This window comes from Pseudidiomarina salinarum, from assembly GCF_000753715.1.
GTDB classification, from domain to species: Bacteria; Pseudomonadota; Gammaproteobacteria; order Enterobacterales; family Alteromonadaceae; genus Pseudidiomarina; species Pseudidiomarina salinarum.
This window is the reverse complement of the sequence record NZ_JPER01000001.1, coordinates 992651-1016132: the sequence shown is the minus strand read 5'-3', so window position 1 is coordinate 1016132 and position 23482 is coordinate 992651. Positions and strand designations below refer to the sequence as shown.

Sequence of the window (23482 nt, the reverse complement as noted above, 5' to 3'; positions counted from 1 at the left end):
GATGAGGATTAAGGATAATGCGGCTGATATTTCTGGGTGGATGTGAAACGGTTACCGGCTCTAAGTACCTGTTGGAGACCGAAACTACGCGGGTTTTGATTGATTGCGGACTATACCAGGGCTATAAGTGGCTGCGGCAACGTAACTGGCAGCCGTTACCATTGGGAATCGACAAGGTGGATGCTGTGGTGCTGACCCATGCCCATCTCGATCACTCGGGTTTTTTGCCGGTGCTTTACCGGCACGGCTACCGTGGCCCGGTATTTGCCCATAGTGCCACGGCTGACTTGTGCGGATTACTCTGGCCTGACAGTGGCCGCATTCAGGAAGAGGACGCAAAGTTCTATAAAAAGCATCAGCTAAGCCGTCATCAAAATCCAGAGCCCCTCTATGATGAAGCAACCGCCCGGGCAGCGCTGGAACTATTTGAACCGGTGGATTTTGAACAGCACTTTGCGGTTGGTGATATCGAATTTCACTTGCAGCCAGCTGGCCATCTGCTGGGGGCTGCCAGCGTTATTGCCAGCGGTGGTGGCCGGCGGATCGGATTCAGCGGCGACGTTGGACGGCCCGACGATATCCTGATGCATGCACCCAAACCACTTCCTGATGTCGATGTGCTGTTACTGGAGAGTACCTACGGCAATCGTCGCCATGAGGCGGAAGAGCCCTGGCAACAACTTGCCGAGGTAGTGAATGAAACGGCACAAGCTGGCGGGGTGTTGCTGGTACCGAGTTTTTCCATTGGTCGCGCCCAGCTGTTGCAGCACATGCTGGTTACATTAATGGATGAGCAGGTTATTCCGCGGCTGCCGATATTCCTGGATAGCCCTATGGCGATTAACGCCTCGGGCATCTACAATCGCTTCCATGAATTTCACCGGTTGACTGCAGAACAGTGCGCAGCAGCAATGGAACAGGTCATTTACACCCGCGATGTGGAACAGTCAAAAGCGATAGCGAATCAGGTTGGGCCGCATATTATTATTGCCGGCAGCGGAATGGCGACTGGCGGTCGAATATTGCATCACTTCAAACATTGGCTGGGCGATCATCGCGCGACTGTACTCTTTGCCGGACACCAGGCGGGGGGAACCCGGGGCGCTAAACTGCTGGGTGGTGCTGATCGTGTCAAGGTGCATGGTCAGTGGCTACCGGTTAAGGCACGTATACGGCGCCTTGACGGTTTGTCCGGGCATGCCGATTATCAGGAGCTGAGTGACTGGCTAAAAGCCTCAGAACTGACTTCAGCGACCCGTATCTATCTGGTACACGGCGAGCCCGATGCGCTGGAAACCTTATCGGATCACTTAAAACAGACCACTGATTATGACGTCAATATCGCCGATTATATGGGTGTGTTGCAGCTTTAACTGACCAGCAGCATGACCAACACCGTGGTTATTGCTGCCAGCATCAGATTCAGTACTAAGCCCTCGCGGACCATTTGTCTGATAGTCAGGCGTTCTGCCGCGAAAACAATTGAGTTAGGCGGTGTCGCCACGGGTAGGCAGAAGGCGCAGCTACAGGCGATCGCGGCCGGTATCATGAGTAGTTCAGGCGGCAATTGCAGCGCGGTAGCAGTTGCCGCCATAACCGGCATTAGCAGGGTGGCGGTCGCGGTATTTGAGGTTACCTCGGTTAACAGGGAAACACTCAGCGTAATAGCGAAGACCAGCAGCCATAACGGCAGATAGCTAAGCCCCGTCAGCGCATTGCCGATCTGATCGCTGAGCCCGCTACTCATAAATCCCTGCGCGAGGGCTATGCCACCGGCAAACAGCAGTAAAATACCCCAGGGAATCGAAACCGCCTGTTGCCAGGTGAGAAGCGGTTGCCGCTGTTGGTCCTTCACGATAAACATCAGGAGTACCCCGCCAAGCGCCACCGTAGCGTCGCCAACGCCCCCTAGATTTAACCAGGCGGACCAGCCACCAAAGGGCGCAGTGCGGGTTATCCAGAGCACGATCACCAGACCAAAAATTGCCAGTACGCAGCGCTCGCCCGAGCTGACCGGGCCAGGTTCATCGATCTTCAGGGCAGTCCGCTGGGTAACCGACCTTGTTAGCCACCACGCCATTAAAGGGATACTGACGATGACCAAAGGAAGCCCTATTTTCATCCAGTCGAGAAATCCGAAGCTGGTACCGGTATAGGTTTGATAGACCGAGGCGAATATCAGATTGGGCGGAGTTCCTACCAGGGTGGCTACACCGCCTACGGAAGCCGAATAAGCAAGGCCCAGTAGCAGGGCGCGCTGGAATGTCTGATCATCACTGGCATCAGCTAGTGCCAGCGCTACCGGTAACAGTGCAAGCACCGCGGCAGTATTTGAAATCCACATCGACAGCACCGCAGTCGCCACCATGAAGGCAAAAATCATCCGCCTGCCATTGGTTGCGCCAATGCGGGTAACCAGACCTATAGCGATGCGTTTATGCACGCCGCTGGCTTCAACTGCTTTGGCGAGCATAAATGCGCCCATAAACAGCAGGATAATCGGATTGCCTAGCGCTGCCGACGTCTCGCTGACTGATGCGACCGAACCCAATGGGAGTAGGACAAAAGGTAATAACGAAGTAACAGGTAGGGGCAATACTTCGCTTATCCACCACCAGGCTACCCAGAGTGTCGTCGCCAGTGTCCAGGCTGCCGGTGGTGAGAATTGCCAGGCATTCACGGCTACCAGGTAGCCTGTTAGTGCAGTTGCAGGGCCCAATAAGAGATGGAGCTTAGCTGAACTCACCTGTTACTTCCTCCTGCCGGCGCAGCAAGGCTGCAAGGTCAGCATGAGGCATTGGCCGGGCAAAGTAGTAGCCTTGCGCCATATCACATCCGAGGTCGCGGATAACATCTGCTTGCTCCTTGGTTTCGATACCTTCAGCAACTACTACCAGATCGTGCTGATGGGCCATTTCAATAATGCATTTCACGGTAGAGCGGGCTTTACTGCTACTGACGATATCTTTGATAAAAGAGCGATCAATCTTTAATTTATCAGTCGGCAAATTGGTCAGGTAACTTAAACTCGAAAAACCGGTACCAAAGTCATCAATCGCTATTTTTATACCGTTGCTACGAAGCCGTTGCAAGATCTCGATGGCATGCGCGGTATCATCCATCAAAATACTTTCAGTCAGTTCCAACTCAACCTGGTCAAAGTTGACCTGTGCCTGACCGATTATATCGGTGATATGCTCAACAAAGTTCGCGCGACTGAACTGCATTGCAGACAAGTTCACGGCAACTGAAATAGTGCTGTATTGCTGCAATGATTTAAGATCTTTACAGGCTTGCCGCAGTGCCCAACTGCTGGCAGGAATAATTTGTCCGGTCGCTTCGGCCAACGGAATAAACTGGGCCGGGGAAATAAAGGTACCGTCTGCCAGTTGCCAGCGCATCAAAGCTTCGACTGCACATATTTCATCGCTTTGCAGATCAATAACAGGCTGATAGTGCAACTGCAGTTCATCATTATCAATCGCTTGCTGGAACTGGCTGCGTAAAGTCACTCTCGCTTCAAAACCCGCGCGGTTAGAGGCGGCGTAAAACTGATGGTGGTTACGACCATGCCGCTTTGCCTGTGTGGTTGCCATACCGGCTTGTTGCACGAGTTCAACAGGGTTGTTGATTAATTCGTTGCATAAGGTAATTCCTATACTCGCAGTGAGATAGATCTTGTGTTCGTCAATTTGATAGGGTTCCGCAAGGTAATTAAGCACTTCGTTAACCAATTCGGTCAGCTCAGCGGTATCACTTAAATCTGGGATAATAGCGACGAACTCATCGCTGCCAAATCGCGCAGCCGTTTGCATGCCCCTGATCTTCCGTCGCAAACGATGAGCTACCTCGATTAATAAGCGGTCGCCGATTGCAAGCCCCATGGCATCGTTGATAGGTTTAAAGCCATCGAGATCGATAACGAGGACAGCCAGCTGCGATGCGCCGTCAGTTTGACGCCATATCCCGACCTGACGAATGAGCTCAGCCTCAAGCGAGGTGCGGTTTGGCAGCTCAGTTAAGAGATCATGGCTGGCCTGATAACTTAGCTGCTGTTGATTTTTTACGCTCTCGGAGACATCGTTCTGGACGCCGATATAATGGGTAACTACCCCGGATTCATTAAAGACAGGGGCTAACTGCAATTCGTTCCAGAACGGGGTGCCGTCCTTACGGTAATTGAGGATTTCAGTTCTCAGCTCGGAATTGTCAGCCAGCGCGGATCTTATCTTTTCAAGGCTCTCTGGGGACGTTTCCGGGCCCTGCAGGAATCGACAGTTGATGCCTAGTATTTCGCGCTCGGAGTAGCCGGTGATTTGCTGAAAGCGTTCGTTGACATAAATGATTGGAAGATCATGCTGTTGCGCATCACAAATGATGACACCGTTGGTGGATACGTTAATGCTGCGATCAAGAATAAGCCGGTGGGCCTCGTCAGCTTTACGTTGAGTAATATCCTTAGCGATCCCGTAGCAGCCGGTGATTTTACCGCCCACCTTGATTGGCAGATTAGTGATATCCAGGTGCAGAACGTTATGGTCAGCGTCATAAATGCGAACTTCATAGCGGCGGGATTCCCCCGCAAGTACCGTTTGAAATTCACCGACAGTGAACTCCAAATCTTCGGCAACCACCAGGGTGCTGAAGTGCTGGCCTAGAATTTGACTTTTTGGCAGCTTCAGCAGGTCAAGCACCGCCTGATTGGCGCTTATGAATACGCCACTCCTGTCCAGGGCGAAGACCGCATCCGGATTATTACTGTAGAGCGAGCGATATTGCTGCTGACTGAAGTCCAGCTGTTGCTGTTGCGCCTGCATACGCTGCTGGGTGCGGGTGAGTCGCCGACTGTGTTGCAGTACCTGGCGGTTTTGTTGCGTCATGACCAGGAACATGCAACAGAAAATAAAGCCAAGGAAAACCAGAGCTACGCGCAGGTTTGACGCGTTTAGTAGCTCGTCGAAACGGTAAAGATAGGCTGATAACTGTATCGTCGGACCAGATGGAACTGAAAACTCAGTCTGTGACAGAAACAGTTCCTTGTCTTTGCTGGGTTTCGCTTGCTCAAGAGGAAATCTGGCACCACCGTGTACTGCGGCATAGATCTTGAGATCCGGTGGCAATAATTTGGTTTCTACTCGAATTAACTGCTGCAGGTCAATTACGGCCAGAAGATACCATTGCTCACCAAACTTATACTGCACCGGTGTCATCACCAATATGGGTACCGCTTCGGTTGCCGGCGTTTCGAACCCCGGGATAAGCATGTCGGTGTAGCGGATTTGCGAGTTGAGCCAGTTCTGCACATGCGGTTGTGCCAGGAGGTTAGTCGGGATCTGGATTTCAGCTTGCTGTTGCTGCCGGATAGCGCGTCCGCTGGAATCAATTACGTAGAGTGCCTGGATATAAGCCATGTCGCCTAGCAGCATAGTCATATCGTCTTGCACTAATTCCGCTTGCGGTTCAAGGCCAAGGGACTCCCATCGCGCGACCACCCGGTTAGTCAGCTGAATATTACGGTTCGCTGACTCAGTAAGGGCTTCAGCGACATTATTGACGATATTTACCGCCCCATTTTGTACTGTGCGGATCTGGTTTAGGCTCAGCAGGTACCAGCTACCACAGGTAATAAAAATGAACAGAAATGCTGCGTATAGTAGTTTTCGGCAAGGAAAGTTAGCCAGGTTACTATTTGGCGTAGTGACCAACATCATCGTGATGCTTATCAGAAACACAAACAGGCCCGCCATTGAAGTCACCGGGGGATGCGGCCCCAGGTAAGCAAAGCCGTGTTCGGTTAAGTGCAAACCCAGAATAATTAAAGAGCCGATCAGCAATGCAGCGGATAATGTGCGCAACCACAGCCGCTGAAGGTTGTGCCGCGGATTCAGCATCAGGCTGGCGCCAAGTATCAAAAAGATAGCCGCAATGGGAGAGTTGAATTGCGCATCAACATTGCTCAGCCAGTTCAGATTAAAAACCCGGATAGCCGACAGATTGGTCGCCAGGCTATGCAGGGCACTAAGAACGACAATACCCCCGCCGACTATCTGCAGCCAGACCTGGCGCTTGACCATACCCATGAAGGCCAGGCTGACTGCCAACGCGACCACCGCGGAAGTTGTTGAAATGACACGCTCAAAAGCGTGTTCTGGCTGAGTGAGCCAGTTAACCAGTAAACCAATAAGACCGATGGAGAAGCTCGCACTTATAGCTACAACCAGCGCCGCATTAATGACTGCTATCAGAGAGGAGCGTTTCATCATAAGGAAATGTTATTTTTTTATAATATACGTACTATATGCAGTTAAAATCGGCAGGTCAATCGGGGATCGCAACAAAAAAGAGATGTCCGGCCTGTTGGCCGGACATCTCTATAGAGGGTACAGAAAGGTCACCTGAAATTTACTGTGGTGGTTGACGCTCGAACTGTACGCTAAAGGTAACAGGGACGACATAATCTATGGCTTCCAGATTAGCAATCTCGCGAAGCCTGTTTACGCCTTCGACCAGTTTAAAGTCTTTGGTGCTGATAAGCACCGGCTGGGCAGTGGTTGCCAGAAAGCGCTCGACATCGAGGCGGGTAATTTGCACAACGCTATTTACTCGCTGGGCTTCGCCGGCAATAAATACTTTAAAGTCAACTTCCAGCGGCACTGTGGTTAATACCGGGATGTCAGTTATGCTCGAATGCGGGATAGTTGCTTTCGCCGTAATAAAAGGGTGCTCTTTCGCATTGAAAAGATGCTCACGCATCCGTTCATCCCGAATCGCTATCTGCGTATCCAGACTTTTAACCGGAATCTGGATAGTAAGCTCTTCGCCCAGCAATTCGCCCTTTAACTCATTGAACCGATGTAATTCAGCGACATGATCGTTTTTGACGGAAACGAAATTCAGCACTGAGCGATTTTCGTCAAGCTTCCACTCCAGTTCGGCTTGTGCCGGCGAACTAAGAAATAAACTTGCCGAAAAGATTACCACTGAGGGAATCATTAAACGTATCAAAGACATCATGTTACTCCTGTTTTTATGACCTGCTATGAGCATAGCATAAATCAGCTCTGTATGTTTTCGCTACAGCCTGTTCACAGCATAGCCGGATAATTTCGACTATGGTTATTAAGCGATGAATAAATTTATTAAAAGGAGGATGTTATGAGCGAGCAAGAAGCCTATAAAAAAGAGTATGAAGGACAAATTGAGGAGTGGGAGGCGAAGCTGGAACAGCTCAAGGCAAAGGCCAAAAAGGCCACCGGTGAAGCTGAAGTGAAGTACCGCGAACAAATCGAGGAACTGGAACATAAGCTGGACGATACAAAGGAAAAATTGTCAGCGTTGAAAAAGTCCGTTTATTAACGCAATACTTTTTGCGTAAGGAAAGGGCCGGTCAGTTCGAATAAAACCGTTGAAGCCACAACAACCGGTAAAATCAGCTGGCTGGCCTCTGGAAAACGTTCGACCGCAAGCAGTGCCATGCCGATAGCGACGCCAGCCTGCGGGGTCAGGGCAAGACCAATATCGGATGGTAACTGTCGGGCCTGCTCAATGGGGGTATAGCGCACAGCTAAGATGCCACCGAGCAGCCGGCCCGCTATACGCAGCACAATGTACGCCCCCAGTAGCATCATCGAATCGTTTAGCTGAAAGAGATCGATACTAGCCCCCGACAGTACAAAGAAGAACACCAGGAATGGCCATTCAATATGCTCAATTTCCCTGAACGAACGGGTATGGTGTCTGGACACATTAGCTACCACGGCGCCGGCGAGCATGGAACTGAGCAGTTCAGAAACGCCAAGCAGCGAAGACAGCCCCGCCAGCAACAGCATGAGTGCTAATGCCTCAATAAGTATGGGTTTTCCGGGCTTAAGGCGTCCGGTTAACCAGGCTGCGGGAAATCCAATTGCCAGGCCAAGTAAAACCGCGCCACCCAGTTCCCAGCCAGCATGTAGCAAGCTCATACCGCCTTCACTGCCAACGAACAGACCCAGCACCGCCATACTGATACCGAACAAAATAATGCCCCAGGCATCATCAACGGCCACAACCCCCAATAGCACTTTGCCGGTGAGGCTCTGGTCATCTTTTTCGTCGATGGATTCTTTTACCGCCGCGGGATCTGTGGCAACTGAAATGGCCGCCAGCGCGACCGCAACCACTATCGGGAAGCCAAGCGCCAGCAGCCCGAGGCTAACAAACAGGTAGCCGGATATTACTACTGCCAGTGACACCAACAGAATAGGCGGGCCCAGGCTGCTCATACGCTTTAGCGTAAATTCGCTACCAAGCAGAAAAGCGACCATCACCAGCGCCAGTTGAATTAAAGGCTCGCTAAGATCACCAGGCAGGATGCCTGGTGACTGTCCCAGCACCAGCTGCTGAACAGCGGCGATACCCAGCCCGAGGATGACCAGCAACGAGATACGGGGCATCTGGGTGCGCTTGGCGATGGTATCCGCGAGCATACTAAGTGAGAGGATAAGACCCAACAGCAAAATAGTGGTGATCTGATCATTTATAGTCACTGGCAGCCACGATGGTAAGTATGCGGTCATGTGAATCCTCTTGCGCCTGAGAATAGAGTTAAAAGACAGATTTGTTTAGCAGTATAGCCAACAGAAGGAATTCCAAAGACCGGCGAATAGGTTTATCCTAATAAACATAAAAATAGCGCTACATAAAAGGTAAACCGGCAACCTATGATGTCTGCAATTCAAGATTTTCTAAATTCGATCACCTTACCTGACAGCGGCTTCAGGATGATAGCGGCATCTATATTGCTAATAATCATAGTATTTATTAGCAGGGCGCTGTTGGCACGCTTTATCCGTCGTACTGTGTTATCCAGCGACTTACGCCGCCGCTGGCTGGTCCAGACTCGCAACGGCCTGCTGCTGGTTATGCTGCTGGGGCTGACGCTGATCTGGGCGCAGGAGCTGCGGACCCTGGCGCTTTCTATAGTCGCCATTGCCGTTGCTTTTGTGGTGGCCACCAAAGAGCTGATCCTATGTGTAATTGGCTCCATTATTAAATCCGGCGCACGCGCTTTTACAATTGGTGACCGTATTCAGGTCAAGGATTTTCGGGGGGACGTGATCGACCAGAGTCTGCTGGCAACCACTATTCTGGAAGTGGGCCCGGGCAAGCTAGCGCATTCGCGCACCGGCCGCATGACGGTTATCCCGAACTCTATCTTCGTTTCAGAACCGGTAATTAATGAGAGCTTTACGCACGACTATGTGCTGCATGTATTCACCGTACCATTTAAGCGGGAAGACGATTGGCGTAGCGCCCGCCTGAAATTCCAGGACGTAGCGGCGCGCAATTGCCAGGACTATCTCGAGCAGGCCAGAAAATATATGGCTCGCCAAAGTGATATCAGAGGGGTCGATGTTCCGTCGGTTGATCCTCGCGTAACCTTGCAGGTACCGACAGCAGGTGAGATCCATCTTATTGTCCGGTTCCCGGTGCGCGCTGATAAGCGCAACTTCATTGAACAACAGATTCTGGCAGACGTTTTTCTCGATCATGACTTTTCCGCTAAAAAAATCGCCGAAAAGGCCAGTGAGTAATAGCCAGTAAAAAAGTTAGTCAAGAGCTGATTGTCGACAATACTTCCTTTTAGAGTCTTGCTAACTGGCTTTTCAGCCATTAAAATAGCGCCTCACTCAAACATCTGTCGACAAAAATGAGCGTTAAGAGTCCCCTTTGGCGAAGCCCGGTAACTTCTTCTGATCGCGTATTGCTGGAAATACAGCGCGCGATTGTTGAAGGTGATATCCCTGCGGGCAGTAAAATCAGTGAACTGGATCTGGCCCGTCGCTTTGACGTTAGCCGGGCGCCATTACGTGAAGCCCTTGCGCGGCTTGAGCGGTGCCGGTTAATTGAGCGCACCCCGAACGCCGGAGCGCGGGTGGTGACCTTATCGACGGATGGGCTGATATCCCTCTATCAGATCAGAGAAGAACTGGAAGGCCTGGCATGCCGGCTGGCGGCTGAACAGATGAGCGATAGCGAAATTGACGAGCTGCGCGAACTGCTTGATCAGCATTTGTCTTCGCAACGGGTTCGCGAGGGCGAAAGTTATTACCAGGAAGAGGGCGATCTGGATTTTCATTATCGGATTATTCTTGGCAGCAAAAACCCGTACCTTATTAATATGCTCTGTGATGAGTTGTATTTCTTAGTGCGCATGTACCGTGTGCAGTTAGGTATGAATGGTCCGCGGGTGTCCCGCGCCTTTGATGAACATAAAGCAATTATTCAGGCGATTGCTAACCGTGACGGTGAACTCGCCGACCTTCTGATGCGCAGGCACATCAGCGCATCCCGCCGCAATATTGAATTTCAACTGAACCAATTAGGAAAGTAACATGACACACATCCAAAGTGCAGGCGCCAAGCTGCGTCAGGCGATAGCCCAGGAAAGTCCACTGCAGATTGTGGGCACTATTAATGCCTATACCGCTATGATGGCGGAACGCGTTGGCCATAAAGCGCTCTATCTGTCAGGCGCCGGTGTTGCCAATGCCTCTTTCGGTCTGCCGGATCTGGGTATGACGTCCTTAAACGATGTTTGTGAAGACATCCGCCGCATTACCGGTGCTTCTGACCTGCCATTGCTGGTTGACGCAGATACCGGCTGGGGCGGCGCTTTCAACATCGCGCGCACAGTAAAAGAAATGACCCGCTCTGGTGCTGCCGGCTTTCATATTGAAGATCAGGTGGCCCAGAAGCGTTGCGGTCACCGTCCGAATAAAGAGATTGTTTCTCAGGCCGAGATGGTTGATCGGGTAAAAGCCGCGGTTGACGCGCGTACCGATGAGCAATTTTTTATCATGGCCCGTACCGACGCACTTCAGCAAGATGGCCTGGATGCCGCAATCGAGCGCGCATTAGCCTGCGCCGATGCCGGCGCTGACGCCATTTTCGCTGAAGCGGTTCATACCCTGGAACAATACGAAGCCTTCACTAAGGCGCTGGATATTCCGGTGCTGGCAAATATCACTGAGTTTGGCGCGACGCCACTGTTCAATAAAGATGAACTGGCGAAGGTTGGCGTCGATATGGTGTTGTATCCGTTGAGTGCCTTCCGGGCGATGAATAAAGCAGCGCTGAATGTGTACCAAAGTATTCTTGAGCAAGGTGATCAGAAGGCCGTTATCGATACCATGCAGACGCGCATGGAGCTATACGATTTTCTTAATTATCACGAGTTTGAAGCCAAGCTCGATCAGCTGTTTAACAAGAAATAACCAACAGATAATTTATAACAACTAATTACCGGAGTAGAGAATGGTAGATAAAGCATTAGGTGGCGCTGGTTTACGTGGCCAGGTAGCGGGACAGACCGCACTTTGTACTGTGGGTAAAACGGGTTCAGGCCTGACTTATTGTGGTTACGATATTAAAGAACTGGCCGATAAGGTCAGTTTTGAAGAAGTCGCTTACCTGCTCGCGCACGGCGAACTGCCCAATAGCAGCCAGCTCGCTGACTATAAAGCGCGGCTGAAGTCACAGCGCGGCCTGCCGCAGGCGTTGAAAGATGTACTGGAGCGGATTCCTGCTGATGCCCATCCAATGGATGTGATGCGCACCGGCTGCTCGATGCTGGGTAACCTGGAGCCAGAGGCTGATTTCAGCCAGGCCGATACAGCCATTGAGCGGATGCTGGCAGTATTCCCAAGCATTCTGTTGTACTGGTATCGGTTCAGCCATGACGGCGTGCGTATTGAAACGCAAACTGATGATGATTCTATCGGTGCACATTTCCTGCGTCTGCTGCACGATAAAAAACCGTCGGACCTGCACACCGCGGTAATGAATACGTCACTGATCCTTTATGCTGAGCACGAGTTTAACGCCTCGACCTTTACCGCGCGGGTTTGTGCTTCAACCTTATCGGATATTCATTCCTGTGTGACCGGTGCTATCGGCTCGTTGCGTGGTCCACTGCACGGTGGCGCTAATGAAGCGGCGATGGAACTGATTGAAGATATGAAATCACCGGAAGATGCGGAACAGACGCTGCTGGCGATGCTGGCCCGTAAAGACAAAATCATGGGCTTTGGTCACGCGGTCTATCGCGACAATGATCCGCGTAACGCCATTATTAAAGAATGGTCAGAGAAGCTGGCTGACGAGTTCGGTGACACCCGTCTGTATGATGTTTCAGTCCGCTGTGAAGAAGTGATGTGGCGCGAGAAGAAATTATTCCCGAATGCCGACTTTTTCCACGCCTCTGCTTATCACTACATGGGCATCCCGACCAAGCTGTTTACGCCAATCTTCGTGATGTCGCGGGTGAGTGGCTGGACTGCGCATGTGAAAGAGCAGCGGGCAAACAACCGTATTATCCGTCCGAGCGCTGACTATACTGGTCCTGAAGCGCGGTCGGTTCCTGCAATTAATGAGCGCTAATATGAATCAAGATTTTCGTAAATCGCTGCCGGGTACGTCATTGCAATACTATGACGCCCGTGCAGCAGTTGATGCTATTGAGCCTGGCGCCTACGCCAGGCTGCCTTACACCTCGCGGATCCTGGCTGAAAACTTAGTCCGCCGCTGCGATCCATCGATGCTGACGGATAGTCTGAAGCAGTTGATCGAGCGTAAACGCGACCTGGACTTTCCGTGGTACCCGGCGCGAGTGGTTTGTCACGATATCCTTGGACAAACCGCATTGGTTGATCTTGCTGGCCTGCGCGACGCGATCGCGGAGCAGGGCGGTGATCCGTCAAAAGTTAACCCTGTGGTTCCGACCCAGCTGATTGTTGACCATTCGCTGGCAGTAGAACACGCGGGTTTCGAAAGCGATGCTTTTGACAAAAACCGGGCGATTGAAGATCGGCGCAATGATGATCGCTTCCACTTTATCAACTGGACTAAAACGGCATTTAAAAACGTTGATGTGATTCCTCCGGGGAATGGCATCATGCACCAGATCAATCTGGAGAAGATGTCCCCAGTTGTTCAGGTACGTGACAATGTAGCCTTCCCTGATACCTGTGTCGGCACTGACAGCCATACGCCTATGGTCGATGCCCTTGGCGTTATCTCGGTGGGCGTTGGTGGCCTTGAAGCTGAAAGCGTCATGCTGGGCCGGGCTTCGTACATGCGCCTGCCGGATATCATCGGTGTGGAGCTGACAGGCAAGTTGCAGCCGGGTATCACAGGGACTGACCTGGTACTCGCTCTGACAGCGTTTCTTCGTAAGCAACGTGTGGTTGGCGGTTATCTGGAGTTTTACGGTGAAGGCGCTGCGAATTTATCCGTTGGCGACCGCGCAACCATCTCCAATATGACGCCTGAGTATGGCGCTACCGCGGCGATGTTCTATATCGATGACCAGACCATTGATTACCTGAAGATCACTGGTCGTGATGACAAGCAGGTTAAGCTGGTGGAACAGTTTGCCCGCCATACCGGTTTATGGGCGGACAGCCTGGATACCGCTGAATATGAGCGCGTGCTGAACTTTGACTTATCGTCGGTGCAACGTAACCTGGCCGGACCATCGAACCCCCACGCATTGTTGCCTGCTTCTGAACTCGCTGCGCGCGGCATTTCTGGTGTGGTGGAAAATGAAGAAGGCAAAATGCCTGATGGCGCGGTGATCATCGCTGCGATCACCAGCTGTACCAACACCAGTAACCCGCGCAACATGATTGCGGCAGGTCTGATAGCGCGTAACGCCAATAAACTGGGCTTACTGCGCAAGCCGTGGGTGAAAACCTCGCTGGCGCCTGGCTCGAAAACCGTCAAAATGTATCTTGAAGAAGCCAACCTGCTGCCGGAGCTTGAAAGCCTGGGCTTCGGTGTGGTCGGTTTTGCCTGTACCACCTGTAACGGTATGAGCGGCGCACTGGATCCGGTTATTCAGCAAGAAATTATCGACCGTGACCTTTATGCAACCGCCGTACTTTCCGGAAACCGTAACTTTGATGGCCGTATTCATCCGTACGCGAAGCAGGCCTTCCTGGCCTCACCACCACTGGTAGTTGCTTATGCTATTGCTGGTACCATTCGCTTTGATATCGAGAAAGATATTCTTGGTTATGACCAGCAGGGTAATGCCATCACGCTGAAAGATATCTGGCCGGATGACGCTGAGATCGACGCTATTGTGAAGCAAAGCGTAAAACCTGAGCAGTTCCGCGAGGTTTATGATCCGATGTTCAGTCTGCAAGTTGATTTTGGTGATCAAATCGACCCATTGTATGACTGGCGGCCGATGAGTACCTATATTCGCCGTCCACCGTACTGGGAAGGCGCACTGGCTGGTGAGCGCGCCCTTAGGGGTATGCGTCCGCTGGCAGTGCTCGGCGATAACATCACCACTGATCATTTGTCTCCGTCAAACGCCATTATGCTGGATAGCGCAGCTGGTGAGTATCTGGCGAAGATGGGTGTACCGGAAGAAGATTTCAATTCGTATGCAACGCATCGAGGTGATCATCTGACTGCGCAGCGCGCGACCTTCGCTAACCCGAAACTTCTTAATGAAATGGTTCAGGAGAACGGCAAGGTGAAGCAGGGCTCACTGGCCCGGGTCGAACCCGAAGGCAAAGTGACCCGCATGTGGGAAGCAATCGAAACCTACATGGAACGCAAGCAACCGCTGATTATCATTGCTGGTGCTGATTATGGTCAGGGCTCGTCCCGCGACTGGGCAGCCAAAGGCGTGCGGCTTGCCGGGGTGGAAGCCATTGCGGCTGAAGGTTTTGAGCGGATCCACCGCACGAACCTGATCGGTATGGGCGTGCTGCCACTGGAATTTGATCCGGGCGTGACCCGCCATACGCTGGGCATTGATGGCACCGAAACCTTTGATGTTGTCGGTGAACCTACTGCCGGTGCGCGACTGATATTGGTAATTAATCGTGCCAACGGCGAGCGCATTGAAGTTCCGGTGACCTGCCGCTTAGATACTGCTGAAGAAGTGAATATCTTTGACGCAGGTGGTGTATTGCAGCGCTTTGCTAAAGACTTCCTCGAACAGGCCGGGGTCTGAGTTATGACACATGCTCCGCAAATCAAAATCGCCGCCACCTATATGCGTGGCGGCACCAGCAAAGGCGTATTCTTCCGGTTGCAGGATTTACCGGAAGCCGTGCAGGTGCCGGGCCAGGCGCGGGACAATTTGTTACTGCGGGTAATCGGCAGCCCCGATCCTTATGGTAAGCATACTGACGGCATGGGGGGCGCAACCTCAAGCACCAGCAAGACGGTGATCCTGTCAAAAAGCAGCAAAGCTGACCACGACGTAGATTATCTGTTTGGTCAGGTATCTATTGATAAGCCTTTTGTGGACTGGAGTGGTAACTGTGGCAACTTGTCTGCTGCCGTTGCGCCGTTTGCGATAAGTAACGGGCTGGTTGACCGCAGCCGCGTTCCCGAAAATGGGATGGCGACTGTGCGTATCTGGCAGGCAAACATTGGCAAGACCATTATTGCTCATGTCCCTGTTGTAGGCGGCGAAATTCAGGAAACCGGTGATTTTGAACTTGATGGAGTGACCTTTCCGGCCGCGGAAATACCCGTTGAGTTCATGGACCCTGCCTCGGATGAAGATGGCGAAGGTGGTTCAATGTTCCCGACCGGCAACGTGACGGACGATCTTGAAGTGCCGGGTATTGGCACTATCAAAGCAACCATGATCAACGCGGGTATCCCGACCATTTTTGTCAACGCTGAAGCTATCGGCTATACCGGCACCGAACTACAGGGCGCTATTAATGAAGATGCTGACGCGCTGGTGATGTTCGAGAACCTGCGCGCTCACGGCGCTGTGAAGATGGGTTTAGTGAATAGCATCGATGAAGCTGCCTCGCGCCAGCATACGCCGAAGATAGCCTTTGTGGCGCCACCTGCTGACTATGTGTCATCCAGCGGCAAAGCCGTTCACGCAGCCGATGTGGACCTGCTGGTGCGGGCTATGTCGATGGGTAAATTGCATCACGCTATGATGGGTACGGCTGCGGTTGCAATCGGAACCGCAGCTGCAGTGCCAGGAACCTTAGTCAATATTGCTGCCGGCGGCGGCGATCGCAATAGCGTCCGCTTCGGTCATCCTTCCGGGACCTTGCAGGTAGGGGCTGAAGCGAAGCAAGTTAACGGCGAGTGGACGGTAACCAAAGCCATCATGAGCCGCAGTGCGCGGGTATTGATGGAAGGCTGGGTTCGGGTTCCGGGCGACTGTTTTTAATGGCTAAGTGCCCGTGTGGAGCAGGGAAGTACCACAAATGCTGCGAGCCCTATCATCGCGGCGCGCGGTTACCGGCCAGCCCTGAAGCACTGATGCGTTCGCGCTTCAGTGCTTTTTCTTTAGGTCTGCAGGATTACTTGCTGGAAACCTGGCACCCTGACACCCGCCCTGAGCTGGATCTTACTGATAATCCCCGCTGGCTGCAGCTGCAGATTGTCGAGTCCTGGCAACGCGGCAACCGGGGCTATGTCCATTTCCGGGCATTCTTTGAGGCTGATGGGCAGCATGGCAAGCTGGAGGAAAAATCGGACTTTCTGAAAGAGGGCCCGCGCTGGTATTACCTTAGCGGTGAGATTCTTTAATCTTCTGTTTGATTCAGCTCGCGCTGTAAGCGTCCATAGGTATCGTTAACCAGCTTGGCCTGCGCCTCTGGTTCTAATGGCCATCCAGGTATCCGTTCCAGAACCTTGTTTTCGTGTAAAAAGTAGAAAACCGGATAGTGGTGAAAGTAGATTTCCTGCGGCCAGTTATCCTCATTGTTTACGAAGGCAAAGTCATAGTCGCTCATCAGCTGCGAGGCATTCGCTAAATCAAAGGGGTTGGCGACCGAAGTCTGAGAAAATAAGAACAAGATTTTATCTACTTTCGAGAATAATTCCGGATCCTGACGAACATGATCGAAGAGCCGGCGCGACGCGCCGTCCAGCAATTCAACCAGCACCACCAGCTGCAACTTTTTGGGGTCGAGATTTTCGCTATAGGTTTCGAGCTCCGCGCCCGCAGTAAAACGGGCTTTGAATAGCATGTCGTCTTCATTTAAAGACGCGCCAATGTCCGCTGGGTAAAAGTCAGTTGTTTTGGCACTTACCGGGAACTCATGCTTTAAGTCTTCAAGCTTCTCGAAATTACGGGCCTGCCAGTTCATTAAGTAAAAATCATCGCTGAAGTTCAGATACTGTTCTTTTGTTAGCTGAGTAGTTCGCAGAAAATCTTCGTAGAGCGCTAACAAGCGTTCGTCTTTATGCGTTAAAAACAGGAATGCTACGCTATCACGGAACAACTTAGGTACACGTGCGTCTTGGCACGACACGGCTAATGACTTCAAGGATTTGGTTAACTGAAATAGCTCTTCTGAAAGGTTATTCTCAGTAATAACATTGCCTGCTTTACTAGCAGCATGCAGTTGCGATGATTGGGCACTAAATAAACTATTGATCTCATAGGCATCGCGGGCGCAGTTCGTTTGAGCAAAAAGCGCCGATGGGAAGAGGGTGCATAAAGCTAGCGTCAGTACGCAGAACCGCACTATTATCGGGCGAGAAATCATAAGACTGGGAAACTCCAGGCACTTTAGCCGGTAACTTACCGTATAGTGTTAGTTAAACCAATATCCAGTTGTACTTTGGTGTAAGCATCCGCAATCACTTTCGCCTGTTCTTCTGATGGCCACCCAGAAATTCTATGAACTACTTGGTTGTTATGAAGAAAATAAAACATCGGGAACTCGTGAAAATAGATATCAGTTGGCCATGCCTTTTCGTTATTAATGATAGCGAATTTCATGTTGCCTATGTCATTAGATAATCTAGCAACATCTCTTGGGCTGGCAAAACTTGCTTGAGGAAATACAAATGTAATATTTTTAACTGAATCAAATAATGACGGATCCTCTTGTAAGGTTTCTAGCAGCGTGCGGGAAAATCCGCAGCTAAGATCGATGACTGCGACAACTTGTAGAGACTCTTCGTCTAGATCGTAACTGCTAACCTCTATATCTGTTTCCGGTGTCACTCTAGATTTTAACAACATATGAGTATCTAGAGTATCTGAACTCAAAACAAGTGGGTAGTGAGAGATAGCATGTTCACTGACAGGGAAACTCGATTTAATTCTTTCTAACTCGGAAAAGTTCCGTGTTTGCCAGTGCATTTGAAAAAGATTGTCACTATATTCAGCCTTTTGACTATCGGTTAAATAGGCGTTTTTAATAAAGGCTTCGTATATTTTAAGCAAATCCTGACTTTTGTTGGTTAAAAATAGAAAATCTACCGTTTGGCTAAATAGCCTGGGCAAACGCCTATCAGGGCATGCAACCACTTGAGTATAGAGCTGATCGACCAAGTCGAATAACTCATGAGAGATTTGCTCCTGGCTCTTGGTATCCGGAGCTAAACCTTCAACATGTAGACCCTTGGACTTATCCGCAAAGGCATAATACAGAGGGAAACTACTATCTGCACAGTCTGTTTGCGCTGCAAATGATGGGGGACTTATCAAAACTAGAGTTAGCGTCAACCAGATGCCGCGCAAAAATGTTAAAAGCATAATATTTTCAACTCCTGGCCAATCTTATTCAGTTTGCTGAGCACCGCATAAACATGCCATGCAGATGTCGGTGAAAGATGCTCTGCAACTCGCTGGGAGTTGGCACCGATAATTTTCTAAAACAAGGCAGTGGTGCAACATTGGAGCAACTGTATCATCAGCGGCGTTGGCCGATACGCCGTTGTTTGAATTATCTTTCATAATTGTTGAGGTTAAGTCCTGCAATCCAAAAAGCGTCAGTACATTTTTTGCCTGCGGTGTTGAAAGCTCAATCTGCAGCGGATAGGTATTGAGACTTCCAACGCCTTCGCCGGTCCAAATCAAACCTTTAATAAAGGTGTGTCGGCCAGCTTCAGATAACTTCATCAAAGGATTTTCTTTACGCGGAGTCACGTCCATATAAACCTGGAGTTCTTCGGGGTTACGAATCTGTGATTCGTATATATTAATCGACCCTGCATGTTGCGCTTCCTGCGCTATAGCCATGTTGTTCGTGAGTACTGCAGCGAAGAACACGGCAAAACTACCAAGTAGCGCCAGTTTAATTTTTGACATTGTTTTTCCCCTTAAAAGAATAGGTTAAGCATGCGCTGCTATAGCATATTAATTTACAGGAGGGTAACGACATGTCAACAAAATTAAGCCCGCAAATTCAAGTTTAACGGGCTTGAAAAAAGACCGGATAGTTGTAATGTGAATTCCGGAGTTGAAATTTTATTCATCTTTGTTGAAGCTTTAGCTATGGAGAGCGGATATGAGCAGTGACATGATACCACCCGTAACAGGACGTCATCTGGCGATGCTGGTGCAAAAACGGGATGAACATAGTACCTATGGACGTTACGCTAAAATAGCATTGGGTATTGTCATCCTGATTGGCGTGACAGGCATGCTAACAATGAAGGGCATGAGGGCAAATATTGGCTCGTTTTCCGATTGGTATTGGGCAATACTGCTAGCCAGATTCGCTGCGGAACTATTTATTTTGGCTTCCGTCAGCGCGGTTCTCTGTATCCTATGGGAACGTCATAAAGTCGAGCAACTTGAGTTTATCGACGAGGAAAAACTTGAACCCCAGCAGTATGAATTGCTTGAACATCCTAATTATCGGGCGTTGAGGGATGTTCAGGGAGGTGTCTATAATTTTCAGTTTCAGAAATTAAAGCTTAAAAAACTTTTTTCCTGAGTTTAGATTTTGCTTAACGCTATCGTATGTATAAGGAGTTAGCTAAATGAAATGCCCAATTTGTATTACCGAAAATCTGGTGATGACTGACCGCCAGGGAATTGAGATTGATTATTGCCCGAACTGTCGTGGGGTCTGGTTAGACCGTGGTGAGCTGGACAAAATCATTGAGCGTTCCAGTACGGTTGCCGCACAGCCACAAGTGCAGCCGCAGCAACAACCACGCCCTGAGTATCGTGATCCGGGCAGGTATTCGGATGATTACGGCTATCGAAAGAAAAAGAAGAAAAGTTTGCTTGGGGAGTTGTTTGATTTCTGACAGAGACTGAATGTTTCGGGAAGATGGTGCGTCCGAGTAGACTCGAACTACCGACCCCCACCATGTCAAGGTGGTGCTCTAACCAACTGAGCTACGGACGCACATTTTTCAGAAAAGTGTCGCAATTGCGAACGGCCGCTATAGTAGTAATTCCGCGTATTGGGTGCAAGTATTTTTTCTAATGGAACGAGTAAAAATGTGCCGTCCGCTGGCTTTTTAAGCGTTTCGTCCTATCCTTTCTGTGACGGAGTCTTCAACTGGCTTAGCGCAAACTTTGGCCGAGCTGGCTCTGGGCGATCAGGCGGAACACATAAGAGAGCTTAAACAAGCCCGCCAGAACGATTTGGGATAAGTGCAATACGGCTACCACCATCAACGGGAACTCGGCCTCAAGGCCCCAGGCCAGATAGGCCACCACCACAAACAACAGAAGTGTTATACCCATTGAAGAATTGGCCGCGCGAAGCATGGTTTCGGCTTTCATATAAAATACATCCTCAATGCATGTTTTATAAAGTGCATTATTGATGTATCTTTTGAGAAATTCAAGGGTAATGATTCAGTTTTACGGGATTACCAATGCAATTAAAAAAATATACCGATTACGGGCTGCGCATTCTGATGTATCTGGGGAGCGTTCAGAATTCCGAACTGCCGGATAAGCGGGCAACCATCAAAGAGATCTGCGAAACCTTTAAGTTGTCTGCGAATCATGTCAATAAAGTGGTGCATCATCTTGGGCGGCTTAAGCTGATTGAAACCAGACGGGGTAAACATGGCGGCTTTTTGCTAGCTAAGGCGCCAGACGAAATCCGGTTGGATTACGTGATTCGGGAGCTGGAAGGCGATGAGGCCTGGATTGACTGCCACAATCCGTACTGCGTGGCATTGCCGGCCTGTGAACTGAATAGCATTGTAGGGCGGGGCAAAGAACTCTTTTATGAGCACCTGAGCCGCTATACATTAAAGGACTTGCTTAAGAACTCGGCACAGCTGCAGCAGATTTTCTTAACAGCTGGTCAATCGCCTGCGTTAAACCGTTCAGCGTAAGCGGATACATGCGCTGACCCATCAGCTGCTGCATAATGTCGATTGACTGGTGCCAGCGCCAGCGCTCAGGCGGCTGCGGATTCAGCCAGACCGCGTGATGGAAATGGTTTAACAGCCGCTGCATCCAGGCGGCCCCGGGCTCTTCATTCCAGTGTTCGACACTGCCCCCGGGATACATGATCTCGTACGGCCCCATAGTCGCGTCGCCGACAAAAATCAGTTTATAGTCTTTGCCATATCTGTTTATCAGCTCACCGACCGGGATCTGCTCAGCGAACCGGCGACTTGGATCTTTCCAGACGCCTTCGTACACGCAGTTGTGGAAATAAAAGAACTCAAGGTGCTTAAACTCAGATCGGGCCGCGCCAAACAGCTGCTGGCACTCATAGATAAAATCATCCATGGAGCCGCCGACATCGAACAGGATCAGAACTTTTATCGCGTTATGGCGTTCACGCTGCCATTGCAAATCCAGCAGCCCGCCTTTTGATGACGTCGCCCGGATGGTGCCGGGCAGGTCCAGTTCTTCGACAGCACCGCTGCGCGCAAAGCGACGGAGCTTACGCAAAGCGAGCTGGATAGTACGGTTATTTAGTTCGCCTTCGGTATCCAGCTCACGAAACTCCCGTTTGTCCCACACTTTTACTGCGCGGCGGGCATTGCTGCCTTCCTGGTTGATTCGAATGCCTTCGGGATTATAACCGTAAGCCCCAAAAGGGGAGGTGCCGCCGGTGCCTATCCATTTACTGCCACCGGCGTGGCGTTTTTGTTGCTCTTCCAGACGTTCGCGGAAGGTTTTTAGCAGTTCATCAAGCCCGCCCAGGGCTTTTAGTTTCTCTTTATCTTCGTCGCTAAGCTGGCGTTGCAGGCTTTGTTCAAACCACTCTTTGGGAATAGCTGAGGCCAGATCAACCTGTTCGACACCTTCGAAGTACTCAGCGAAGGCGCGGTCGAACCGATCATACTGGCTTTCATCTTTGACCAGAATCAGACGCGCCAGGCTATAAAAAGCCTCGACGTCAGCAAAAATCAGCTGCTTATCCAGTGCATTTAATAAGTCCAGCAATTCGGTCAGGCTGGTTTTCAGGCCGTGGCGGCGCAGGCAGAGAAAGAACTCTATGAGCATGGATTAGCTCTGCCGGCGCGCCATAAACGCGAGTTTCTCGACCAGTTGTACATCCTGTTCGTTTTTCAGCAAGGCTCCGAACATGGGCAACAACTGACCTTTTTGTTGTAAATCTTCCGGGCGGATTTGCTCGGCCAACAGGAGTTTCAGCCAGTCAATAAGTTCTGACGTCGATGGCTTCTTCTTCAGGTTGGGCACCGCGCGAAGATCAAAGAACACTTCAAGGGCCGTGCTTAACAGGCGTTGCTGGATGGCCGGGTAATGTACCTTGACGATTTCGGCAAGAGTATCGGCATCGGGGAATTTAATATAATGAAAAAAGCAGCGCCGTAAGAAGGCATCGGGCAGCTCTTTTTCATTGTTCGACGTGATAATGACGATGGGCCGGTGCTCAGCACGAACCTGCTCGCCGGTCTCGTACACATGAAATTCCATCTGATCCAGCTCGTGGAGCAGGTCGTTGGGGAATTCGATATCGGCTTTATCGATCTCGTCGATTAACAGCACCGGGCGCTCAGGCGCGGTAAAGGCCTGCCAGAGCTTACCGGGTTTAATGTAGTTGGCGATGTCATGGACTTTATCGCTGCCCAGCTGGCTGTCCCGCAGCCGTGATACCGCATCATATTCATAGAGGCCTTGCTGGGCCTTGGTGGTGGATTTGATCTGCCAGCGCAGTAATGGCACCCCAAGGCTGGCGGCTAGTTCTTCCGCCAACCTGGTCTTACCGGTACCGGGTTCACCTTTGAGTAGCAAAGGCTTCTCGAGAGTTACCGCAGCGTTTACCGCCAGCGACAGATCATCGGCGACGATGTAGCTTGAAGTGCTGATGAAACTCATTGATTAACTATCTTCGCTGCTTTATCTAAGTAGGCTTTGCCGGTTTCTTTTACGTCGTCGTAACTCATTTTTTCAGAGCCAAGATGGACTGTTTCAACTTGTTCCTGCATGGTTTCAACTTCGTCTTTCAGTTTCGCAAGCGCTTCTTCGAGGGTATAGGTCAGCTGATGGATTTCACCCATTTGCTTAGGGGTTAAGTCGCCGTTTGCCAGCATGGCATGCAGTTTAGCATTGTATTCAGCAAGATTACTCATAGCCTGTTCCAGGGTTTCTGAAGACTTGCCTTCAAAATGGTCAGGGCGCTCTTCGCTTAGTGGGGCGGCTGCGGCTGAAAAGCTGGCTGCTACCAGAGCACTGACGGCTAACTGCGTAAACAACTTCATACTGAACTCCTTGGACTTAAGACCTTGATGGAAATTCTCAAATGAGAAT

At 50.7% G+C, this 23482-nt stretch carries 23 protein-coding genes and 1 tRNA gene; 12 read left to right on the top strand and 12 right to left on the bottom strand.

Annotated elements, in window-relative coordinates; all coding sequences use genetic code 11:
- Positions 1–17: 17 nt before the first annotated feature.
- Positions 18–1373 (top strand): MBL fold metallo-hydrolase RNA specificity domain-containing protein, encoded by a 1356-nt coding sequence (locus IDSA_RS04855; protein ID WP_034774660.1) that lies wholly within the window; start codon positions 18–20, stop codon positions 1371–1373.
- Here IDSA_RS04855 and IDSA_RS04850 read toward each other — a convergent pair.
- From IDSA_RS04850 to IDSA_RS04840, 3 genes are all read right to left on the bottom strand, one after another.
- Positions 1370–2746, bottom strand: a complete 1377-nt coding sequence (locus IDSA_RS04850; protein ID WP_034774659.1) for an SLC13 family permease — start codon at positions 2744–2746, stop codon at positions 1370–1372. The two genes, IDSA_RS04855 and IDSA_RS04850, sit on opposite strands and share 4 nt — an antisense overlap.
- On the bottom strand, positions 2733–6263 hold the full coding sequence (locus tag IDSA_RS11800) for a putative bifunctional diguanylate cyclase/phosphodiesterase (protein ID WP_051986068.1): 3531 nt from the start codon (positions 6261–6263) through the stop codon (positions 2733–2735). The genes IDSA_RS04850 and IDSA_RS11800 overlap by 14 nt, the downstream gene beginning before the upstream one ends.
- Before the next feature lie 139 nt (positions 6264–6402).
- On the bottom strand, positions 6403–7014 hold the full coding sequence (locus IDSA_RS04840; protein ID WP_157980773.1) for a YceI family protein: 612 nt from the start codon (positions 7012–7014) through the stop codon (positions 6403–6405).
- A gap of 141 nt (positions 7015–7155) precedes the next feature.
- Between IDSA_RS04840 and IDSA_RS04835 the strand changes: the two genes are divergently transcribed.
- Positions 7156–7356: a sll1863 family stress response protein gene (locus tag IDSA_RS04835; protein WP_051986067.1), complete on the top strand. Its 201-nt coding sequence runs from the start codon at positions 7156–7158 to the stop codon at positions 7354–7356.
- Here IDSA_RS04835 and IDSA_RS04830 read toward each other — a convergent pair.
- The gene (locus IDSA_RS04830; protein WP_051986066.1) at positions 7353–8555 is read right to left on the bottom strand and encodes a cation:proton antiporter; all 1203 of its coding nucleotides are present in this window, start codon (positions 8553–8555) and stop codon (positions 7353–7355) included. The two genes, IDSA_RS04835 and IDSA_RS04830, sit on opposite strands and share 4 nt — an antisense overlap.
- A 258-nt stretch (positions 8556–8813) precedes the next feature.
- On the opposite strand from IDSA_RS04830, the gene IDSA_RS04825 reads away from it, so the two are divergent.
- From IDSA_RS04825 to IDSA_RS04795, 7 genes are all read left to right on the top strand, one after another.
- Positions 8814–9572 (top strand): mechanosensitive ion channel domain-containing protein, encoded by a 759-nt coding sequence (locus tag IDSA_RS04825; protein ID WP_232221259.1) that lies wholly within the window; start codon positions 8814–8816, stop codon positions 9570–9572.
- A 116-nt stretch (positions 9573–9688) separates the two neighbouring features.
- Positions 9689–10372, top strand: a complete 684-nt coding sequence (locus IDSA_RS04820; RefSeq protein WP_034774656.1) for a GntR family transcriptional regulator — start codon at positions 9689–9691, stop codon at positions 10370–10372.
- Position 10373: 1 nt separating this feature from the next.
- Entirely contained in the window at positions 10374–11255 is an 882-nt protein-coding gene (prpB, locus tag IDSA_RS04815) for a methylisocitrate lyase (RefSeq protein WP_034774655.1), read from the top strand.
- A 40-nt stretch (positions 11256–11295) separates the two neighbouring features.
- The gene (gene prpC / locus IDSA_RS04810; RefSeq protein WP_034774654.1) at positions 11296–12420 is read left to right on the top strand and encodes a bifunctional 2-methylcitrate synthase/citrate synthase; all 1125 of its coding nucleotides are present in this window, start codon (positions 11296–11298) and stop codon (positions 12418–12420) included.
- Between the two features lies 1 nt (position 12421).
- Positions 12422–15013 carry a Fe/S-dependent 2-methylisocitrate dehydratase AcnD gene (acnD, locus tag IDSA_RS04805; RefSeq protein WP_034775043.1) on the top strand — a complete coding sequence of 864 codons (2592 nt, stop codon included), beginning with the start codon at positions 12422–12424 and terminating at the stop codon, positions 15011–15013.
- Positions 15014–15016: 3 nt separating this feature from the next.
- Complete coding sequence (gene prpF, locus IDSA_RS04800) at positions 15017–16207, top strand: 2-methylaconitate cis-trans isomerase PrpF (protein WP_034774652.1); 1191 nt, start codon at positions 15017–15019, stop codon at positions 16205–16207.
- Entirely contained in the window at positions 16207–16569 is a 363-nt protein-coding gene (locus tag IDSA_RS04795) for a YchJ family protein (protein ID WP_084694036.1), read from the top strand. The genes prpF and IDSA_RS04795 overlap by 1 nt, the downstream gene beginning before the upstream one ends.
- On the opposite strand, the gene IDSA_RS04790 is transcribed toward IDSA_RS04795, so the two are convergent.
- From IDSA_RS04790 to IDSA_RS04780, 3 genes are read right to left on the bottom strand one after another with little or no spacing between them, the layout of a single operon-like run.
- Positions 16566–17534: a hypothetical protein gene (locus tag IDSA_RS04790; protein ID WP_126760525.1), complete on the bottom strand. Its 969-nt coding sequence runs from the start codon at positions 17532–17534 to the stop codon at positions 16566–16568. The two genes, IDSA_RS04795 and IDSA_RS04790, sit on opposite strands and share 4 nt — an antisense overlap.
- Before the next feature lie 35 nt (positions 17535–17569).
- On the bottom strand, positions 17570–18532 hold the full coding sequence (locus IDSA_RS04785; RefSeq protein ID WP_034774648.1) for a hypothetical protein: 963 nt from the start codon (positions 18530–18532) through the stop codon (positions 17570–17572).
- Positions 18533–18556: 24 nt separating this feature from the next.
- A complete protein-coding gene (locus IDSA_RS04780; protein ID WP_034774646.1) occupies positions 18557–19087 on the bottom strand; it encodes a hypothetical protein in 531 nt (176 codons plus the stop codon).
- A 199-nt stretch (positions 19088–19286) separates the two neighbouring features.
- Here IDSA_RS04780 and IDSA_RS04775 point away from each other — a divergent pair, with 199 nt between their 5' ends.
- Together IDSA_RS04775 and IDSA_RS04770 are read left to right on the top strand one after the other, a co-directional pair.
- Positions 19287–19718: a hypothetical protein gene (locus IDSA_RS04775; RefSeq protein ID WP_034774644.1), complete on the top strand. Its 432-nt coding sequence runs from the start codon at positions 19287–19289 to the stop codon at positions 19716–19718.
- Between the two features lie 46 nt (positions 19719–19764).
- Positions 19765–20037, top strand: a complete 273-nt coding sequence (locus tag IDSA_RS04770; RefSeq protein ID WP_034774641.1) for a TFIIB-type zinc ribbon-containing protein — start codon at positions 19765–19767, stop codon at positions 20035–20037.
- Positions 20038–20061: 24 nt separating this feature from the next.
- Here IDSA_RS04770 and IDSA_RS04765 read toward each other — a convergent pair.
- Positions 20062–20138: transfer RNA gene (locus IDSA_RS04765), tRNA-Val, on the bottom strand.
- 161 nt (positions 20139–20299) lie between these two features.
- Positions 20300–20521, bottom strand: a complete 222-nt coding sequence (locus IDSA_RS04760) for a hypothetical protein (RefSeq protein ID WP_034774639.1) — start codon at positions 20519–20521, stop codon at positions 20300–20302.
- 95 nt (positions 20522–20616) lie between these two features.
- On the opposite strand from IDSA_RS04760, the gene IDSA_RS04755 reads away from it, so the two are divergent.
- A complete protein-coding gene (locus tag IDSA_RS04755) occupies positions 20617–21087 on the top strand; it encodes an Rrf2 family transcriptional regulator (protein ID WP_051986065.1) in 471 nt (156 codons plus the stop codon).
- Here IDSA_RS04755 and IDSA_RS04750 read toward each other — a convergent pair.
- The 3 genes from IDSA_RS04750 to IDSA_RS04740 are packed head-to-tail and all read right to left on the bottom strand — an operon-like array spanning position 21014 to position 23433.
- Entirely contained in the window at positions 21014–22213 is a 1200-nt protein-coding gene (locus IDSA_RS04750; RefSeq protein ID WP_034774637.1) for a vWA domain-containing protein, read from the bottom strand. The two genes, IDSA_RS04755 and IDSA_RS04750, sit on opposite strands and share 74 nt — an antisense overlap.
- A 3-nt stretch (positions 22214–22216) precedes the next feature.
- Positions 22217–23050: an AAA family ATPase gene (locus tag IDSA_RS04745; RefSeq protein ID WP_034774635.1), complete on the bottom strand. Its 834-nt coding sequence runs from the start codon at positions 23048–23050 to the stop codon at positions 22217–22219.
- On the bottom strand, positions 23047–23433 hold the full coding sequence (locus tag IDSA_RS04740) for a DUF6746 family protein (protein WP_232221258.1): 387 nt from the start codon (positions 23431–23433) through the stop codon (positions 23047–23049). Before IDSA_RS04740 ends, IDSA_RS04745 begins: the two co-directional genes overlap by 4 nt.
- Between the last annotated feature and the right edge of the window lie 49 nt (positions 23434–23482).

Excerpts from the sequence above, each read along its gene's own strand:
- IDSA_RS04855 (WP_034774660.1), top strand. The coding sequence starts at position 18 with ATGCGGCTGATATTTCTGGGTGGATGTGAAACGGTTACCGGCTCTAAG.
- IDSA_RS04790 (WP_126760525.1), bottom strand. The coding sequence starts at position 17,534 with ATGATTTCTCGCCCGATAATAGTGCGGTTCTGCGTACTGACGCTAGCT.
- prpF (WP_034774652.1), top strand. The coding sequence starts at position 15,017 with ATGACACATGCTCCGCAAATCAAAATCGCCGCCACCTATATGCGTGGC.
- IDSA_RS04755 (WP_051986065.1), top strand. The coding sequence starts at position 20,617 with ATGCAATTAAAAAAATATACCGATTACGGGCTGCGCATTCTGATGTAT.
- IDSA_RS04740 (WP_232221258.1), bottom strand. The coding sequence starts at position 23,433 with ATGAAGTTGTTTACGCAGTTAGCCGTCAGTGCTCTGGTAGCAGCCAGC.
- IDSA_RS04760 (WP_034774639.1), bottom strand. The coding sequence starts at position 20,521 with ATGAAAGCCGAAACCATGCTTCGCGCGGCCAATTCTTCAATGGGTATA.
- acnD (WP_034775043.1), top strand. The coding sequence starts at position 12,422 with ATGAATCAAGATTTTCGTAAATCGCTGCCGGGTACGTCATTGCAATAC.
- IDSA_RS04830 (WP_051986066.1), bottom strand. The coding sequence starts at position 8,555 with ATGACCGCATACTTACCATCGTGGCTGCCAGTGACTATAAATGATCAG.
- IDSA_RS04780 (WP_034774646.1), bottom strand. The coding sequence starts at position 19,087 with ATGTCAAAAATTAAACTGGCGCTACTTGGTAGTTTTGCCGTGTTCTTC.
- IDSA_RS04820 (WP_034774656.1), top strand. The coding sequence starts at position 9,689 with ATGAGCGTTAAGAGTCCCCTTTGGCGAAGCCCGGTAACTTCTTCTGAT.
- IDSA_RS04795 (WP_084694036.1), top strand. The coding sequence starts at position 16,207 with ATGGCTAAGTGCCCGTGTGGAGCAGGGAAGTACCACAAATGCTGCGAG.
- IDSA_RS04840 (WP_157980773.1), bottom strand. The coding sequence starts at position 7,014 with ATGATGTCTTTGATACGTTTAATGATTCCCTCAGTGGTAATCTTTTCG.
- IDSA_RS04835 (WP_051986067.1), top strand. The coding sequence starts at position 7,156 with ATGAGCGAGCAAGAAGCCTATAAAAAAGAGTATGAAGGACAAATTGAG.
- IDSA_RS04750 (WP_034774637.1), bottom strand. The coding sequence starts at position 22,213 with ATGCTCATAGAGTTCTTTCTCTGCCTGCGCCGCCACGGCCTGAAAACC.
- IDSA_RS11800 (WP_051986068.1), bottom strand. The coding sequence starts at position 6,263 with ATGATGAAACGCTCCTCTCTGATAGCAGTCATTAATGCGGCGCTGGTT.
- prpB (WP_034774655.1), top strand. The coding sequence starts at position 10,374 with ATGACACACATCCAAAGTGCAGGCGCCAAGCTGCGTCAGGCGATAGCC.
- prpC (WP_034774654.1), top strand. The coding sequence starts at position 11,296 with ATGGTAGATAAAGCATTAGGTGGCGCTGGTTTACGTGGCCAGGTAGCG.
- IDSA_RS04745 (WP_034774635.1), bottom strand. The coding sequence starts at position 23,050 with ATGAGTTTCATCAGCACTTCAAGCTACATCGTCGCCGATGATCTGTCG.
- IDSA_RS04775 (WP_034774644.1), top strand. The coding sequence starts at position 19,287 with ATGAGCAGTGACATGATACCACCCGTAACAGGACGTCATCTGGCGATG.
- IDSA_RS04785 (WP_034774648.1), bottom strand. The coding sequence starts at position 18,532 with ATGCTTTTAACATTTTTGCGCGGCATCTGGTTGACGCTAACTCTAGTT.
- IDSA_RS04770 (WP_034774641.1), top strand. The coding sequence starts at position 19,765 with ATGAAATGCCCAATTTGTATTACCGAAAATCTGGTGATGACTGACCGC.